Origin of the sequence: Pseudomonas putida (assembly GCF_001941965.1) — a bacterium.
Classification (GTDB): domain Bacteria; phylum Pseudomonadota; class Gammaproteobacteria; order Pseudomonadales; family Pseudomonadaceae; genus Aquipseudomonas; species Aquipseudomonas putida_L.
Genome location: NZ_MKZO01000013.1, coordinates 38,733 through 53,338 on the forward strand (window position 1 = coordinate 38,733; position 14,606 = coordinate 53,338).

Consider the following 14,606-nt stretch of genomic DNA (forward strand, 5'->3'; position numbering starts at 1 on the left):
TCAGTCGGCAACGTCGAGCAGTTCGATCTCGAATACCAGGGGCGTGTAGGGCGCGATCAGGTCACCCGCGCCATCGGCGCCATAGGCCTGCTCCGACGGGATCACCAGGCGGTACTTCGAACCCGCCGCCATCTCCGGCAGTGCTGCCTGCCAACCCGCGATCACGCTGTCCAGGTTGAACCACTGGGGCTGGTCGTTCTGGTCGAACACCGTGCCGTCCGGCAATCTTCCGACATATTTCACCTTCACCTTGCCGCCCGCTTTAGGCCTGGCGCCCGTGCCTTGCTGGAGGGCTGTCATCAGCACGCCATCGCTCAACTCACGCACGCCTGCGCGGCCTCGCTCGTTGGCGATGAAACGGCGCTCGGCGGCCAGTGCCTGTTCGACATGGGACTGCGCGGCAGCGTCATTGGCCTGCTGGTCATGCTGGGCGAGGACCGCGTCGATGCGCTCCTGGGACAGGGCGAGTGGCTTGTTCTGGTAGGCCTGTTGCAGCCCTTCGAGCAAGGCCTGGAGTTGCAGCCCCGGAACCTCTGCACGCAGGCGTTCGCCCAGGCTGGCGCCGAGGCTATAGGCGAGGTCGTGATCCGAGGGCGATGCGCTTTGTTCCGCATGGGCCGGGGGCAGCAGGAAGAATAATGACAGCAGCAAATAGCGCGGCACGGCCTGGCTCCGAAGATGACAAAGAAGAGTTGCAGCGGTGTTGATTATGCCCGTTCGCGGAGGCAAGTTAGTTAATTGTCTGCAATCTGTAACACAGCATCTACACTTGCCCGGAGCGGCAGCTTCAACAACTTTGCCCAGGCATGCAACGCGGCGACTTCTTTACTGTCAACATGCCCTAGCGGCGATAGCAGCACAGGTCTAGTATGAGCCGCAATTTCGTCAGCCAGGAGGAAAGCCATGTCGGCCAACAAGAAGCCAGTCAACACGCCGTTGCACCTGCTGCAACAACTCTCGGGCAGCCTGCTCGAGCATTTGGAAAATGCCTGCTCGCAAGCGCTGGCCGATGCGGAAAAACTGCTCGCCAAGTTGGAGAAACAACGTGGCAAGGCTCAGGAAAAACTGCACAAGTCCCGTCTGAAACTTCAGGACGTTGCGGCCACTGGTAAAGCCAAGGCACAGGACAAGGCAAAAGGCGCAGTTGGCGAACTGGAAGCACTGCTCGATTCGCTGAAAGAGCGTCAGACCCAGACCCGTACTTATATTGCGCAACTGAAAAAAGATGCCCAGGAAAGCCTGAAGATTGCCCAGGGTGTCGGCAAGGTTCGTGAAGCTGCAGCCAAGGCCCTGTCTTCTCGTACTCCGGCTAAACCTGCTGCTGCCAAGGCAGCCGCTAAACCGGCCGCCAAGCCTGCTGCCGCCAAGGCGCCGGCCAAGCCAGCTGCCAAGGTTGCTGCTGCTAAGGCGCCAGCCAAGGCCGCTGCGAAACCTGCTGCTGCCAAGCCAGCGGCCAAAGCCGCTGCCGCCAAACCGGCCGCAAAAACCGCGGCTGCCAAGGCTCCAGCCAAGGCAGCCGCCAAGCCGGTAGCTGCCAAGCCTGCTGCTAAAGCGGCTGCCGCCAAACCCGCCGCGAAAACCGCTGCTGCCAAGGCTCCAGCCAAACCCGCTGCCAAGCCAGTAGCTGCCAAACCCGCAACCAAGCCTGCTGCGGCCAAGCCGACCAGCGCCGCTGCCGCTGCGAAAGCGCCAGCAAAAGCTGCTGCGAAACCCGCTGCTGCCAAGCCCGTAGCTGCGAAACCGGCCGCCAAGCCTGCTGCTGCGAAACCAGCTGCCAAGCCTGCCGCCGCCAAACCAGCCGCCAAGCCAGTTGCCGCCAAACCAGCAGCCAAGCCTGCTGCGGCCAAGGCACCAGCCAAACCAGCCGCTGCGAAACCTGCCGCCAAACCTGCAGCAGCCAAGCCAGCGGCCAAACCAGCCGCCGCCAAGCCCGCTGCGGCCAAGCCAGCCACCCCGGCTGCGCCTGCTACAGCGGCACCGGCGCCTGCTGCTTCGCCAGCGCCAGCGGCAACCCCTGCCGCTACCCCAAACACTCAGACGCCGTCTTCGGCTTCCTGAGTCGTTCCCGTCGCGACGCGCAGCACCTGCAGCGCGTCGTGATCGCGGGAGGCTGCCGGCGCCAGCCGGGTCAGCCAGCTTTCCGGCGGGGCTTCGGCTCCGCTCGGCCAGCCAGCACAAGCGTCTTGCAAGCGTTGCAGTTGCACGCGTTCCGCATCCAGTTCAAGTGCTTTCAAGCGCTCACGCAAGGCCGCCAGTTGCGGATCCTTCAGCGCGTCCCCACGCCATTGCTGTCGTAGTGCGCGCAAGGGTTGAACCACATCGATTTGCCAAGGCCCGGCCAATTGCCGCAGCCGCTCGACACGCTCGTCGCTGATCTCCACGTGCCGCTGCTCCAGCCAGGCGCCGCACAACATCAGGCAGACGTCGGCACCCAGTGCCTGCAATTCCAGGCAGGCTGTTTCCACGCCGGGACGGGCATAGAGCCCGATGGCGAAATCCCACAGGTCGGTGTGCATATTCCTGCTCGCGCCAGTTGCCAGCGAAGCTGGTAGACTCCGCCGCCATTATGATCAGACTTTCGAACCTCACTTTACAGCGTGGTCCGCAACGCCTGCTAGACGGCGCGGAACTGACCCTGCACGCCGGCCAGAAAGCCGGCCTGATCGGTGCCAATGGCGCCGGCAAATCCAGCCTGTTCGCCTTGCTGCGCGGCGAGCTCACCCCGGATTCGGGTGACTGCCAGCTGCCTGGCGACTGGCGTATCGCCCATATGCGCCAGGAGGTCGACACCCTCGATCGCCTGGCGGTGGACTATGTGCTCGACGGAGATATCCGCCTGCGCAAGGTCCAGGACGAGCTTGCCGCCGCCGAAGCCGCCCACGACAACGCGGCGCTGGCGCGTCTGCATGTCGAACTCGACAGCGCCGACGGCTACACCGCCGACGCCCGTGCGCGCAAATTGCTGGCCGGCCTTGGCTTCACCAATGAGCAGATGGACCGCCGTGTCGGCGACTTCTCCGGGGGCTGGCGGATGCGCCTGAACCTGGCCCAGGCCCTGATGTGCCCGTCCGACCTGCTGCTGCTCGACGAACCGACCAACCACCTCGATCTCGACGCGATCCTCTGGCTGGAAGACTGGCTCAAGGGCTACCCGGGCACGCTGCTGCTGATTTCCCACGACCGTGACTTCCTCGATGCCGTGGTCGATCACGTCGCCCATGTCGAACAGTGCAAGCTGACCCTCTATCGCGGCGGCTACACCGCCTTCGAGCGGGCCCGGGCCGAGCGCCTGGCGCAGCAGCAACAGGCCTACGAGAAGCAACAGGCCCAGCGCGCGCACATGGAAAAGTACATCGCCCGTTTCAAGGCCCAGGCCACCAAGGCCCGTCAGGCGCAGAGCCGGATCAAGGCCCTGGAACGCATGGAAGAGCTGACCGCCGCCCATGTCGATTCGCCGTTCGACTTCGTCTTCCGCGAATCGCAGAAGATCTCCAGCCCGTTGCTCGACCTGTCCGAAGCCCGCCTGGGCTATGGCGAGAAAACCGTGCTGGAGAAGGTCAAGCTGCAATTGGTGCCGGGTGCCCGGATCGGCCTGCTCGGCCCCAACGGCGCGGGTAAATCGACCCTGATCAAGAACCTCTCCGGCGAGCTGCAACCGCTGGCCGGGCGTCTGGTCCGTGGCGAGAACACCTCGGTCGGCTACTTCGCCCAGCACCAGCTCGATTCGCTGGACAGCAAGGCCAGCCCGCTCCTGCACCTGCAACGCCTGGCGCCGAGCGAGCGCGAGCAGACCTTACGCGACTTCCTCGGCGGCTTCGACTTCCGTGGCGACCGTTGCGACGAGCCGGTGCTGAATTTCTCTGGCGGCGAGAAAGCCCGCCTGGCCCTGGCGCTGATCGCCTGGGAGCGGCCGAACCTGCTGCTGCTCGACGAACCGACCAACCACCTGGACCTGGAAATGCGCCTGGCGCTGACCATGGCCCTGCAGGAATTCAGCGGCGCCGTGGTGGTGGTGTCCCACGATCGTCACCTGCTCAAGAGCACCACCGACGAATTCCTCCTGGTCGCCGACGGCAAGGTCAGCGAGTTCGATGGCGACCTCGACGACTACGCCCGCTGGCTGGTCGACTATCGCCAGCGCAATGTGCCGGTGAGCAACACCCCGGTCAACCCGGACAAGACCGACAAGAAGGCCCAGCGCCAGGCCGCCGCCGCGCTGCGTCAGCAACTGGCGCCACACAAGCGCCAGGCCGACAAGCTGGAAGCCGAGTTGAGCAAGCTGCATGGGGACCTCGCCAAGGTCGAGGCCAGCCTCGGCGACAGCGGCGTCTACGAAGCGGCGCGCAAGGATGAACTGCGCGACCTGCTGGCCCGTCAGGCCCAGCTGAAAACCCGCGAAGCCGAACTGGAAGAAGCCTGGATGGAAGCGCTGGAAGTGCTGGAGACCATGCAGGCGGAGCTGGAGGCACTGTCCTGATGGAAGCGCTGCGGCAGATGATTCCGGTGGAATGGCTCGGGCCGTTCTGGATGGGCCTGCAGATCCTGCTGATCCTGGTGGTGGCGTTCGTTCTGCAGCGTCTGGTGGCGCGCAGCCTCAAGACCCTGGGCGAGCGCTACCCGCTGCCGCCACAACTGATGATGCCGCTGCGCGGTGGCCTGCGCTGGCTGATCATGGGCAGCGCGCTGATCTTCGTGCTGGAGCGCCTGGGGGTTTCCGCTACCGTGCTGTGGACGGCCTTGTCAGGCTTCGTCGCCGTGGCTGCCGTCGCGTTCTTCGCCATCTGGAGCGTGCTGTCCAACCTGCTCTGTGCGGTGCTGATCTTCACCGTCGGCCCATTCCGCATCGGTGATGTGGTGGAACTGGTCGATACCACCGACAAACCCGGTATCAAAGGCCGGGTCACGGCCATCAACCTGCTGTTCACCACCCTGGTGGAAATGCCCGAGACTGGCGGTGCGCTGGTGCAGGTGCCGAACAGCCAGTTCTTCCAGAAGTCCGTACGCCGCTGGCGGGGTAGCGATGGGCTGCCACTGGTGGGCGAGGACAAGTCCCTCGGCAAGTGATCGGCCACTGAAAACTTTTGTGGTGATTTTCTTGCAGGCGGATTAGCGTTGAGCCCTTGAACCGATTTTGTGGCCGAGGTGTGAGATGTCGCTGGAAACGTGGTTGGCCTTTTTTGCCGCCTGTTGGGTAATCAGTCTGTCGCCGGGCGCCGGGGCCATCGCCTCGATGTCCTGCGGTTTGCAATATGGCTTCTGGCGTGGCTACTGGAATGCCCTGGGCCTGCAACTGGGCCTGATCCTGCAGATCGCCATTATTGCGGCTGGTGTGGGTGCGGTGCTGGCGGCTTCGGCGACGGCGTTCCAGGTGATCAAGTGGTTTGGCGTGGCTTACCTGATCTACCTCGCGGTCAAGCAATGGCGGGCGCTGCCGGCGGACCTCTCAGACGAGTCGGCGGTACGGCCGATCGGCAAGCCGTTGAGCCTGGTGTTCCGGGGTTTCCTGGTCAACGTCAGCAACCCCAAGGCGCTGGTGTTCATGCTCGCGGTGCTGCCGCAGTTCATCAACCCGCATGAGGCGCTGTTGCCGCAGTACGTGATGATCACCGTGACCATGATCAGCGTGGACCTGCTGGTGATGGCGGGTTACACCGGGCTGGCGTCGAAGGTGCTGCGCCTGCTGCGTACGCCGAAACAGCAGCGGCGGATGAACCGGACCTTTGCCGGGTTGTTCCTGGGTGCGGCGACCTTGCTGGCCACCATTCGCCGGGCGCCGGTCTGAGGTAGTACCGGCCCTATCGCTGGCAAGCCAGCTCCCACAGGTACAGCGGTGTTCTCAAGAACAGTGGTGAACCTGTGGGAGCTGGCTTGCCAGCGATGAGGCCAGTGAATTCAACGCAGGATCTTCGCCGGCTCATCCGGCGGCAGATTGTTGCGCTGCACCGGGCGACCTTCCGCCCCGGACACCCGCCCACCCAACTGCTCCGCCATCTGCCGGGCCACATCCTCGCCCAGCGCCTTCGACACTTCCCGCACCACTCTTGGCCGGTTCAGGCTGACCTTGATATCCCGCGAACCCACCAGCTTGGTGTCCTGCCCTTCACCCAGGGCGGTGAACGCCGAGGTGATCTCGTAGGTGCGGGTGTTGATCAGGCTGAAGTCAGCCACCAGGCTCAGGCCCAGCACCGCCGAGTAGCTGTTGGTGTGGTCCAGGGCGTTGATGTCGCGCTGGAAGTCGACATCCGACAAGGTGCCGAACAGCACATAGTCGGCACCCTTGAAGTCGCCGGCCTTGATGCGCTTGATGATGTCGTAGACATCGGTCTTGCTGCCGGTGATGTACGGCGTGCCCTGGACCAGCTGGAACATCCCGGACTTGAGGATCTCGCCCTTGATGTCACCGCTGAACTTGCGCAGTTCGGTCTGCTCGATGTAGCTCTCGCTGCTCTCGAACTCGTTGTAGTTGGACGAGCTGTTGGCGTGATACAGGCTCGCCGACGAACTGTTCTGCGCCGAAACGATGTGGATGTACTGCTCCACACGCTCCTGGTAGGCCAGATCGGTCACCGCCACCTTCGGCGCTGCCTGCACGCCGAAGGCGCAGGCCAGGCCGAGAATTCCCATCCATGCACGCATTGCTTATCGCTCCGTGGTCTTGCGGATTTCTTTTTCGTCCATCCATTCGGCCAGGCCGCTTTCGACGTCGACCAGTTGCAGGCTGAATTTGTAGAAGACGTCCTTGTAGTCGCTGCTGCGCTTGACGATGGAGCTGATCGAGCCTTCCAGGCGGTACTTGGCGGCAATCATGTTGCCGGTCCTGGCGATGGTGCTCTTCTTGTACAGGCCGCTCTGGTTCTGCAGCTTGAGCTGGTCGACCTGGCTATCCATCTGGTTGTTGTCGCTGGCGAAGCGGGCGCTGCCGGACTTCATCAGCTGGGTCTTGATCGAGGTGGTGATCTCGCGGGTATCGATGTACTCGCTGGTCTTGTTCTTCACGTCATACACCTGCACCACCGGGCGGCCCTGCAGCACGCCGGACTGGGCCAGGGAGCGGGTCATGCTTTCGGCGATCATCTGCAGGTCGGTGGAACCGAACTCGTTGGTTACCAGTTCGACGGCCTTGGTATCGCCGTAGCTGATGTTCTTGCTGCCCAGCACCGGGGACGGTGTGGAGCAGCCGCTGGCGAGGGCAACGACGGCGGCGAGCAGGGAAACCTGGACGAACTTCATGGAAAACTCCTGGGAAAATTACTGGGACTGGACTTCGAGGCGGAAATCGGTGGCTTGCGGCACCGGGGCAATGGCCGGCAGTACGGTGGATTGCGCGCCGTACAGGGTCAGGGTTTTCCAGCTCTCTTCATCCGCGACCGGGAAACCGTCGTTGCCCAGCCAGGCGAAGCGGTAGAACAGGGTCTTGTTGCTGCCGCTGGTGTTGTTCAGCGCCACCTTGACGGTGAGGAAGCCGTTCTCGCGGGCGACCCGCATCGGGCCGGTCTCGATGTTCTTCAGCTTGCCCATGACCGCGACCTTGCTGGCAGCGCTACCGGGTGCAGGTGGCGGTGGTGTGGCGCAGCCGGCCAGCAAGGCGGCGGCGAGGGCGACGGAAAGCTTGAAACGCATGGCGAATCCTTCGGTTACTTGAGGCTGGCGACGGCCGCTGCCGACGCAGGAGGAATGACGGGGTGCACGGCCTGGCCGGCGCTGAACAGCTGGTTGCCGATCACGCGCAGGGCGACGACCTGATACGGCCGGTCGATGGTGACCGCGACTTTGCCGCTGCCCAGGCTCAGGCGGTGCTCGCCCTGGCTCAGGCGTACACGGGTGACCAGGGTTTCGTTGGGCAGGGTGCGCCAGGTGCGGGTGTCGGCGCCTTCGGTGATGGCGGCCGCAAGACCGAGCACCAGGCCGGCCATGGGGTTGGTCTCGTTGAGCTTTTTCTGCGCCACGACCCGGGTGGCTGCCCGCACCGTGCTGCGCAGGATGATGCCCGGCATGTCGTCGCGCAGGGCGCGGCGCGACATGGCGGAGGTGCTGTTGAGGGCGGTAAGGCCCAGGGGCTTGTCGTCCAGGCTGACCTGGCCGACCGGCGCGGTGGAGGTGTCTTCGCGAATCACCGGGAACGACAGCGGGGTCAGCACCAGGTTGCCCTGGACGATCAGCGGCAGGGCGAAGCTCATCGAGTCGCGGGCCGGCGCCAGGCCGCTTTGCACCACGATCAGGACGTCGCTGTCCTTGTGCTGGTCATCGCTCTTGCCGGGGGCCTTGTCGAGGTCGAGCAGCGCCTGTTCGAGCAGTGGCGTGTTCGGCAGCAGCTCGGCGGCCTTGCGATAGCCCGGCGCGGCCAAGCCCTGTTCGCCCAGGGCCTCGTAGACATAGCCGGAGAGGTAGTGGCTGAAGGCGCTCTGGTAGCTGTTTTTCAGGCTGATGACCTCGGGGGCGTCTAGGCTGGCGACCGGGTAGCCCTTGAGATCCTTGTACGCGGTCCTGATCCCTTGCTGTTCGGCCTGCTCTTCGCGCTTGAGGTATTCCTTGTCGCGCAGCTCGGCGATCAGCGCCTCGCGCTCGTGGGTCTTCTTGATCTCGGTGCGGGCGCCGTCGAAGTCATTCCGGGCCAGCAGGTTAAGGGCCATCTGCGTGGTCAGCATGACCTTTTCGTAGTCGTAGCCCTCGTAACGGCGGACCTTGTCGTTGACCAGGTAGCTGCCGAACTGGCTCAGGTACTTGTCGGTGTCGAGTTTGACCGACTCCTCCCACTTGAACACCATGCCGTCGGCTTCGTGCCAGGCGTTCTGGCTGCCGGCCAGGTCGCCCTTGGAGCGCAGCAGTTCGCCTTTCTCGAACCAGTAGAGCAGGTCCTTGTCCTCGCTCTTGTTGTTCTTTTCCAGCACGGCGAGGGCGGCGTCGACATTGCCGGCCGTCAGGTGCTGGTTGGTTTCCTTGAGTTCGCTGTCGTAGCTGCGAAACACGGCGCAGCCGGTCAACTGGGTGGCCACGAAGAGCGTGGCAAGCGTCAGAGCGCGGGACTTCATTACATCTTCCCTGAGTAATTGGCAGAGTCGTTTTTCGGATCATTAAGTCCGAAATGTTCTTATGTGCTTCGCGTTGATTTCGAATGGCTATATTGGAAGGCGCGGCGTATTAGGCGCCATTTCTCTGGGAGACAGGGGCGCTGTTTTTTACAGCGGGTAAGTGCCACTATCCGTGCCATTATCCCCCAAGGACCGGACGAACGGTAACTGCCGGGGGGATGAAAGTGGCAATTGATGAAATTGTTGCTAATTTTTACGATTCGCCTTGAGCCTGCCAGGACGCCGGTGAACAATATTCGCTCCGTCGTTGACCTCCGAGACTGGCCCCATGATTTCCCGCTCCCGCTTGATTGCCTGGCTGCTTTGGCCGGTGCTGGCCCTTGGCAGTGCCATGGCACTGGCCGAACCTGTCGAGGGGGCGGCGAAAGCCCTGCACCTGCTGGATTACATCGGCGCCGACTACCCGCCGACCGTCGAGGCTGGCAAGGTCATCGACGAATCCGAGTACCGTGAGCAACTGGAATTCGTCGGCACCCTGCAAGGGCTGCTGGCCGATCTGCCGGAGCGCCCGCAGCGCAAGGCGCTGGAAGAGGGCGTAACCGCGCTGCGCCAGGCCATCAGCGAGCGTCAGGACGGTCCGGGTGTTGCTCGTCAGGCCCGGCAACTGGGTGCCGAACTGGCGCTGGCCTATGAGGTGGCGCTGGCGCCGCTGATCACCCCCGACCCGAGCCGTGGTGCACCGCTGTATGCCCAGCATTGCTCGGTCTGCCACGGCGACACCGGTGCCGGCGACGGCCCGGCGGGTGTCGGTCTGGAGCCGGCCCCGGCGAACCTGCGCGATACCGCGCGGCTCGATCATCTGAGCCTTTACGACATCTACAACACCCTCGGCCTGGGCATCGAAGGCACCGATATGCCGTCCTTCGCCGACCAGTTGGACGAGCGCCAGCGTTGGGACCTGGCGACCTATATCGCCAGCTTCACCGCTGATCCGGCCAAGGCGGCCAGCGACAAGCCGTTCAGCCTCGGCGACCTGGCCCGCCAGACCCCGGCCGAAGTCCAGGCTGCCCAAGGCCCCGATGCCGTACAGACCTTCCGTGCCCAGCGCGCCCAGCCGCCGCAGGTCAAGCGCGGGCCGGGGCAACTGCTCGACTACACCGCCAACACCCTCGACCAGAGCCTTGCGGCCTACCAGAGCGGCGACCACGAACAGGCCTACGACCTGTCGGTAGCCGCCTACCTGGAAGGTTTCGAGCTGGTGGAAAGCTCGCTGGACAACGTCGACAGCAACCTGCGCAAGGACACCGAGAAAGCCCTGATGGCCTACCGGCAGTCGCTGCAGGACGGCCTGCCGCTGGAGCAGGTCAAGGCCAGGCTGGAGATCGCCAAGGCCAAGCTCAAGGACTGCGCAGGGCTGCTTGGTGGCGATGGCCTGAGCTGGTCGCTGAGCTTCATTTCCGGCCTGCTGATCCTGCTGCGCGAAGGCCTGGAAGCGATCCTGGTGCTGGCGGCGATCCTCGCCTTCCTGCGCAACACCGGGCAACAGGCGGCGGTGCGTAGCGTCAATATCGGCTGGGGCCTGGCGCTGGTCGCCGGATTTGCTACCTGGGCGGTGGCGGCCTATGTGATCGATGTCGGCGGTGCCCAGCGCGAATTGCTGGAAGGCAGTACGGCGTTGTTCGCCAGCGTCATGGTGCTGTGGCTCGGGGTCTGGATGCACGACCGCCGGCATGCTGCCGCCTGGCAGGACTACATCAAGAGCAGCCTGGTGGGCGGTGGCGGTCGTTTCGGCTTTGCCGTGCTGGCGTTCTTCTCGGTGTATCGCGAGCTGTTCGAAGTGATCCTGTTCTACGAAACCCTGTGGCTCCAGGCTGGCCCGGCGGGTCACCAGGCGGTGCTGGCCGGTGGCGCCACTGCGCTGGTGCTGCTGGTGGGTCTGGCCTGGGTGATCCTGCGCGGTTCGGCCAAGCTGCCGCTGGCACTGTTCTTCAGCATCAACGCCGCGCTGCTCTGCGCGCTGTCGGTGGTGTTCGCCGGTCACGGGGTCAAGGCGTTGCAGGAGGCCGGGGTCTTCGGTACCCATCCGGTACCGTTCTTCGATTTCGAATGGCTGGGCATCCATGCCGACCTGTATTCGCTGTCGGCCCAGGCCGTTGCCTTGCTCGCTGTCATTGTCCTGTACGGGCGCAGCTGGCTGGCCTCGCGTCGGGTGGCGGCGTCCTGATTTGAAGCGGGGCGGGCGAGCGGCGATACTGCCCGCCCGTTTCAAGTTGTGGATAACTTCCTCATGCGTGTCTGGATCGATGCCGATGCCTGTCCGAAGCTGGCCAGGGATCAGGTAGTCAAGTTCGCCCTCAAGCGTCAGTTCGAAGTGGTGATGGTGGCCGGCGGGCCCCAGGCCAAGCCGCCGTTCGCCCTGGTGAAGCTGATCGTGGTGCCCAGTGGGCCGGATGCTGCCGATGATTATCTGGTGGAGCATGCGGTGCCGGGTGAGCTGGTGATCTGCAGCGATGTGCCGTTGGCCGACCGCCTGGTGAAGAACGGCGTGGCGGCGCTGGATCCGCGCGGACGCGAGTTCGATGAGCGCAACATGGGCGAGCGGCTGGCGGTGCGCAACCTGTTTACCGATCTGCGCGAGCAGGGGCAGGTCGGGGGAGGACAGGCGCCTTATGGGGAGAAGGAGAAGCAGGCGTTCGCCAATGCGCTGGACCGGATCCTGACCCGGCTGGTGAGGCAGTTTCCCGGTTGATGGGTTGGTCTTGAGGGCCCTATCGCTGGCAAGCCAGCTCCCACAGGTTCAGCGGTGCACGCGGTCAATGTGGGAGCTGGCTTGCCAGCGATGAGGCCCTGGAGGCTTACTCGCCTTCGTGGGTCAACTCGAGCACCCGGTCAACCAGCTTGTAGATCCCGCTCGCCGCATCACTGATCGACTGCGCCAGCATGTACGCCGGGGTGCTGACCAGCTTGCGCTGGGTATCTTCGACGATGTCATGCACATCGCATTCTTCATGGGTGCCGCCCATCTTGACGATGGCCGCGCTGGTGTCGGCATCGTTGCCGATGGTGCAGACCACGCCCGGTCCGTAGATCTTCGCCGCCAGCGCCGGGGAAATGCATATCAGCCCGACCGGCTTGCCCGCCTCGGCAAAGGCTTCGGCCAGGGCCAGGACATCCGGGTGCACGCTGCAGCCCGGGCCGTCGACGGCGAAGCTGGAGAGGTTTTTCGCCGCGCCAAAGCCGCCAGGCACGATCAGCGCGTCGAAGTCGTCGACATCCGCTTCACCCAGGTCCTTGACGTTGCCGCGGGCAATCCGCGCCGACTCGACCAGCACGTTGCGCGTCTCGGGCATTTCTTCGCCGGTCAGGTGGTTGATCACATGCATCTGCGCGATGTTCGGCGCGAAGCATTGCACCTGGGCGCCACGCTGGTCGAGGCGCAGCAGGGTGATCACGCTTTCGTGGATTTCCGCGCCGTCGTAGACGCCGCAGCCCGACAGAATCACAGCAACTTTTTTGGTCATGCTTCCTACTCCCGTTTCAAGGCGCTAAATGTCGTCTAATTTGGCAGTTGTCGCCATAGGGATTACTGGATCGTAGGCCTAATCTTGATCCATCGCCTGAAAATGGACCTGCCATGGACTTCATCCTGCTCGCCGTGCCGTTTTTCTTCGTATTGATCGCGGTGGAACTGCTGGCCGATCGCTGGCGCGGGCAGCGTAATTACCGACTGGCCGACACCGTGAACAGCCTGAGTGCCGGGGTGCTGTCCACCACCTTTGGTTTGCTCACCAAGGGCGTGGGGCTGGTGACCTATGCCGTAGCCGTGGAACACCTGGCGCTGTTCCGCTTGCCGGCCGAGGCCTGGTGGGTGTGGGTGCTGGCCTTCGTCGCCTATGACTTTTGCTACTACTGGCTGCACCGCTTCGGGCACGAGCGCAACATCCTCTGGGCCGCCCATTCGGTGCATCACCAGAGCGAGGACTACAACCTGTCCACCGCCCTGCGCCAGACCAGCACCGGCTTCCTGCTGTCGTGGATCTTCTACCTGCCCCTGGCCGTGCTCGGTGTGCCGCTGCTGGTGTTCGTCAGCGTCGGCGCGCTGAACCTGCTGTACCAGTTCTGGGTGCACACCCGGCACATCCCGAAGCTGGGCTGGTACGAATGGATCTTCGTCACGCCATCCAATCATCGCGTCCACCATGCGCAGAATCCTTTGTATTTGGATCGCAACTATGGCGGTGTGTTCATTCTCTGGGACCGCCTGTTCGGCACCTTCCAGCCCGAAGACGACGCCGAGCCGGTGATCTTCGGGGTGACCACGCCGCTGGCGAGCTGGAATCCGCTGTGGGCCAACCTGCAGTTCTATGCCCAGCTGTGGAGCGATGCGCGGCGCGCTTCACGCTGGCAGGACAAGCTGCGAATCTGGTTCATGCCTACTGGCTGGCGCCCGGAGGATGTGGCGCAACGTTATCCACAGGCCAGGCAGGATCTGGCGAACTTCCAGAAATTCGAAGTGCCCCTCGCCATGCCACGGCAGGTGTATGTGCTGCTGCAGTTCGCCGTGTACGTGGCGCTGGGCAGCTACCTGATGAACGCCGGGCCGCATTTGCCGCTGTCGGCCTTGCTGCTGGGCGCGCTGGTGATGGGGTTCGGGCTGTTCGTGCTGGGGGCGGCGCTGGAGAACCGGCCCTGGGCGCTGAAACTGGAACTGTGGCGGCTGGCGCTGAATGTGCCAGCCTTCGCCTTGGCGGGGTGGGCCGGCTTAGGGCCGGTCACTGTCCTGGGAGGTGTCGCTCTGCTTGGCTACAGCCTGCTCAGCCTGATGGGCCTGCGCTTCCTGTTTGGCGATGCGCGCGGCCTTGAAACGCCGGCGCAGCCACAGCAGGGCGCCGAGCACCAGCAGACCGCCGAGCACCCATAGCTCGTACTTCTTCACGTTGCCCAGCAGGCCTTCGAGGATGGCGCCGAAGTGGTAGGCGGCAGCGCCCAGGGCCAGGGCCCAGATCGCCGCGCCTATGCCGTTGAGCAGCAGATAACGGCGCGGTGGGTAGCCGGACAGGCCGATGGCCACCGGCATCACGGTGCGCAGGCCATAGACGAAGCGGAAACTCAGGACCCAGATGTCCGGATGGCGGCGCACATGCTCCAGTGCGCGGTCGCCCATCAGTTGCCAGCGCGGCTTGCGCGCGAGCAATTTGCGCCCGTGACGACGCCCCATGAAGTACCAGAGCTGGTCGCCGGCGTAGCTGCCGAAGAAGGCCACCAGCACCACCAGGTTGATATCCATGTATCCGCGGAACGCCAGGAATCCGGCAAGCACCAGGATGGTCTCGCCTTCAAAGAACGTACCTAGAAAAAGGGCAAAGTAGCCAAAATCTTGCAGGAATTGTTGGAGCATTTTCTGGATGCTGGCGAAATGAACGCGCAGCCTACCCCTTCATGGCCTTTCGGGAAAGTGTCCAAATGTGTCTCGACGTGAACAATTCCTACAGAGGACAATGACTGCGTCTGTAGGTCGCAGTCTTACACCAGCCTGTCACACAAGCGTCATAATGGCCGCTTATAACTGTCGCGCCC

The 14,606-nt window shown here is 63.8% G+C and carries 14 protein-coding genes and 1 pseudogene; 7 read left to right on the forward strand and 8 right to left on the reverse strand.

The window, feature by feature from the left end; translation table 11 throughout:
• Positions 1 to 663 carry an FKBP-type peptidyl-prolyl cis-trans isomerase gene (locus PSEMO_RS09555; protein ID WP_075802825.1) on the reverse strand — a complete coding sequence of 221 codons (663 nt, stop codon included), beginning with the start codon at positions 661 to 663 and terminating at the stop codon, positions 1 to 3.
• A gap of 240 nt (positions 664 to 903) precedes the next feature.
• On the opposite strand from PSEMO_RS09555, the gene PSEMO_RS09560 reads away from it, so the two are divergent.
• A complete protein-coding gene (locus PSEMO_RS09560) occupies positions 904 to 2,058 on the forward strand; it encodes an AlgP family protein (RefSeq protein WP_075802826.1) in 1,155 nt (384 codons plus the stop codon).
• Here PSEMO_RS09560 and PSEMO_RS09565 read toward each other — a convergent pair.
• Positions 2,034 to 2,516, reverse strand: a complete 483-nt coding sequence (locus PSEMO_RS09565; protein WP_075802827.1) for a TIGR02444 family protein — start codon at positions 2,514 to 2,516, stop codon at positions 2,034 to 2,036. The genes PSEMO_RS09560 and PSEMO_RS09565 overlap by 25 nt on opposite strands.
• Positions 2,517 to 2,566: 50 nt before the next feature.
• Between PSEMO_RS09565 and PSEMO_RS09570 the strand changes: the two genes are divergently transcribed.
• From PSEMO_RS09570 to PSEMO_RS09580, 3 genes are all read left to right on the forward strand, one after another.
• The gene (locus PSEMO_RS09570) at positions 2,567 to 4,477 is read left to right on the forward strand and encodes an ATP-binding cassette domain-containing protein (RefSeq protein ID WP_075802828.1); all 1,911 of its coding nucleotides are present in this window, start codon (positions 2,567 to 2,569) and stop codon (positions 4,475 to 4,477) included.
• On the forward strand, positions 4,477 to 5,064 hold the full coding sequence (locus PSEMO_RS09575) for a mechanosensitive ion channel family protein (RefSeq protein ID WP_075802829.1): 588 nt from the start codon (positions 4,477 to 4,479) through the stop codon (positions 5,062 to 5,064). Before PSEMO_RS09570 ends, PSEMO_RS09575 begins: the two co-directional genes overlap by 1 nt.
• Before the next feature lie 85 nt (positions 5,065 to 5,149).
• Complete coding sequence (locus PSEMO_RS09580) at positions 5,150 to 5,782, forward strand: LysE family transporter (RefSeq protein ID WP_075802830.1); 633 nt, start codon at positions 5,150 to 5,152, stop codon at positions 5,780 to 5,782.
• Positions 5,783 to 5,892: 110 nt separating this feature from the next.
• Here PSEMO_RS09580 and PSEMO_RS09585 read toward each other — a convergent pair whose 3' ends face one another.
• Genes PSEMO_RS09585 through PSEMO_RS09600 form a run of 4 tightly spaced genes read right to left on the reverse strand, consistent with a single transcriptional unit; the run spans position 5,893 to position 9,029 of the window.
• Positions 5,893 to 6,636 carry a penicillin-binding protein activator LpoB gene (locus tag PSEMO_RS09585; protein WP_075802831.1) on the reverse strand — a complete coding sequence of 248 codons (744 nt, stop codon included), beginning with the start codon at positions 6,634 to 6,636 and terminating at the stop codon, positions 5,893 to 5,895.
• Between the two features lie 3 nt (positions 6,637 to 6,639).
• Positions 6,640 to 7,230 (reverse strand): penicillin-binding protein activator LpoB, encoded by a 591-nt coding sequence (lpoB, locus tag PSEMO_RS09590; protein WP_075802832.1) that lies wholly within the window; start codon positions 7,228 to 7,230, stop codon positions 6,640 to 6,642.
• 18 nt (positions 7,231 to 7,248) lie between these two features.
• Positions 7,249 to 7,620: a YcfL family protein gene (locus PSEMO_RS09595; protein ID WP_075802833.1), complete on the reverse strand. Its 372-nt coding sequence runs from the start codon at positions 7,618 to 7,620 to the stop codon at positions 7,249 to 7,251.
• Between the two features lie 14 nt (positions 7,621 to 7,634).
• On the reverse strand, positions 7,635 to 9,029 hold the full coding sequence (locus PSEMO_RS09600) for a COG3014 family protein (protein WP_075802834.1): 1,395 nt from the start codon (positions 9,027 to 9,029) through the stop codon (positions 7,635 to 7,637).
• A gap of 328 nt (positions 9,030 to 9,357) precedes the next feature.
• On the opposite strand from PSEMO_RS09600, the gene PSEMO_RS09605 reads away from it, so the two are divergent.
• The gene (locus tag PSEMO_RS09605) at positions 9,358 to 11,253 is read left to right on the forward strand and encodes a cytochrome c/FTR1 family iron permease (protein WP_075802835.1); all 1,896 of its coding nucleotides are present in this window, start codon (positions 9,358 to 9,360) and stop codon (positions 11,251 to 11,253) included.
• A gap of 63 nt (positions 11,254 to 11,316) precedes the next feature.
• Positions 11,317 to 11,778: a YaiI/YqxD family protein gene (locus PSEMO_RS09610; protein WP_075802836.1), complete on the forward strand. Its 462-nt coding sequence runs from the start codon at positions 11,317 to 11,319 to the stop codon at positions 11,776 to 11,778.
• A gap of 106 nt (positions 11,779 to 11,884) precedes the next feature.
• Here PSEMO_RS09610 and elbB read toward each other — a convergent pair whose 3' ends face one another.
• On the reverse strand, positions 11,885 to 12,550 hold the full coding sequence (gene elbB, locus PSEMO_RS09615) for an isoprenoid biosynthesis glyoxalase ElbB (protein ID WP_075802837.1): 666 nt from the start codon (positions 12,548 to 12,550) through the stop codon (positions 11,885 to 11,887).
• A 113-nt stretch (positions 12,551 to 12,663) separates the two neighbouring features.
• Here elbB and PSEMO_RS33780 point away from each other — a divergent pair.
• A pseudogene (locus PSEMO_RS33780) lies at positions 12,664 to 13,290 on the forward strand (sterol desaturase family protein); the annotation flags it as partial.
• Positions 13,291 to 13,791: 501 nt separating this feature from the next.
• Here the strand turns inward: PSEMO_RS33780 and PSEMO_RS09625 are convergent.
• Positions 13,792 to 14,427, reverse strand: a complete 636-nt coding sequence (locus PSEMO_RS09625; RefSeq protein ID WP_075802839.1) for a DedA family protein — start codon at positions 14,425 to 14,427, stop codon at positions 13,792 to 13,794.
• Positions 14,428 to 14,606: the final 179 nt, after the last annotated feature.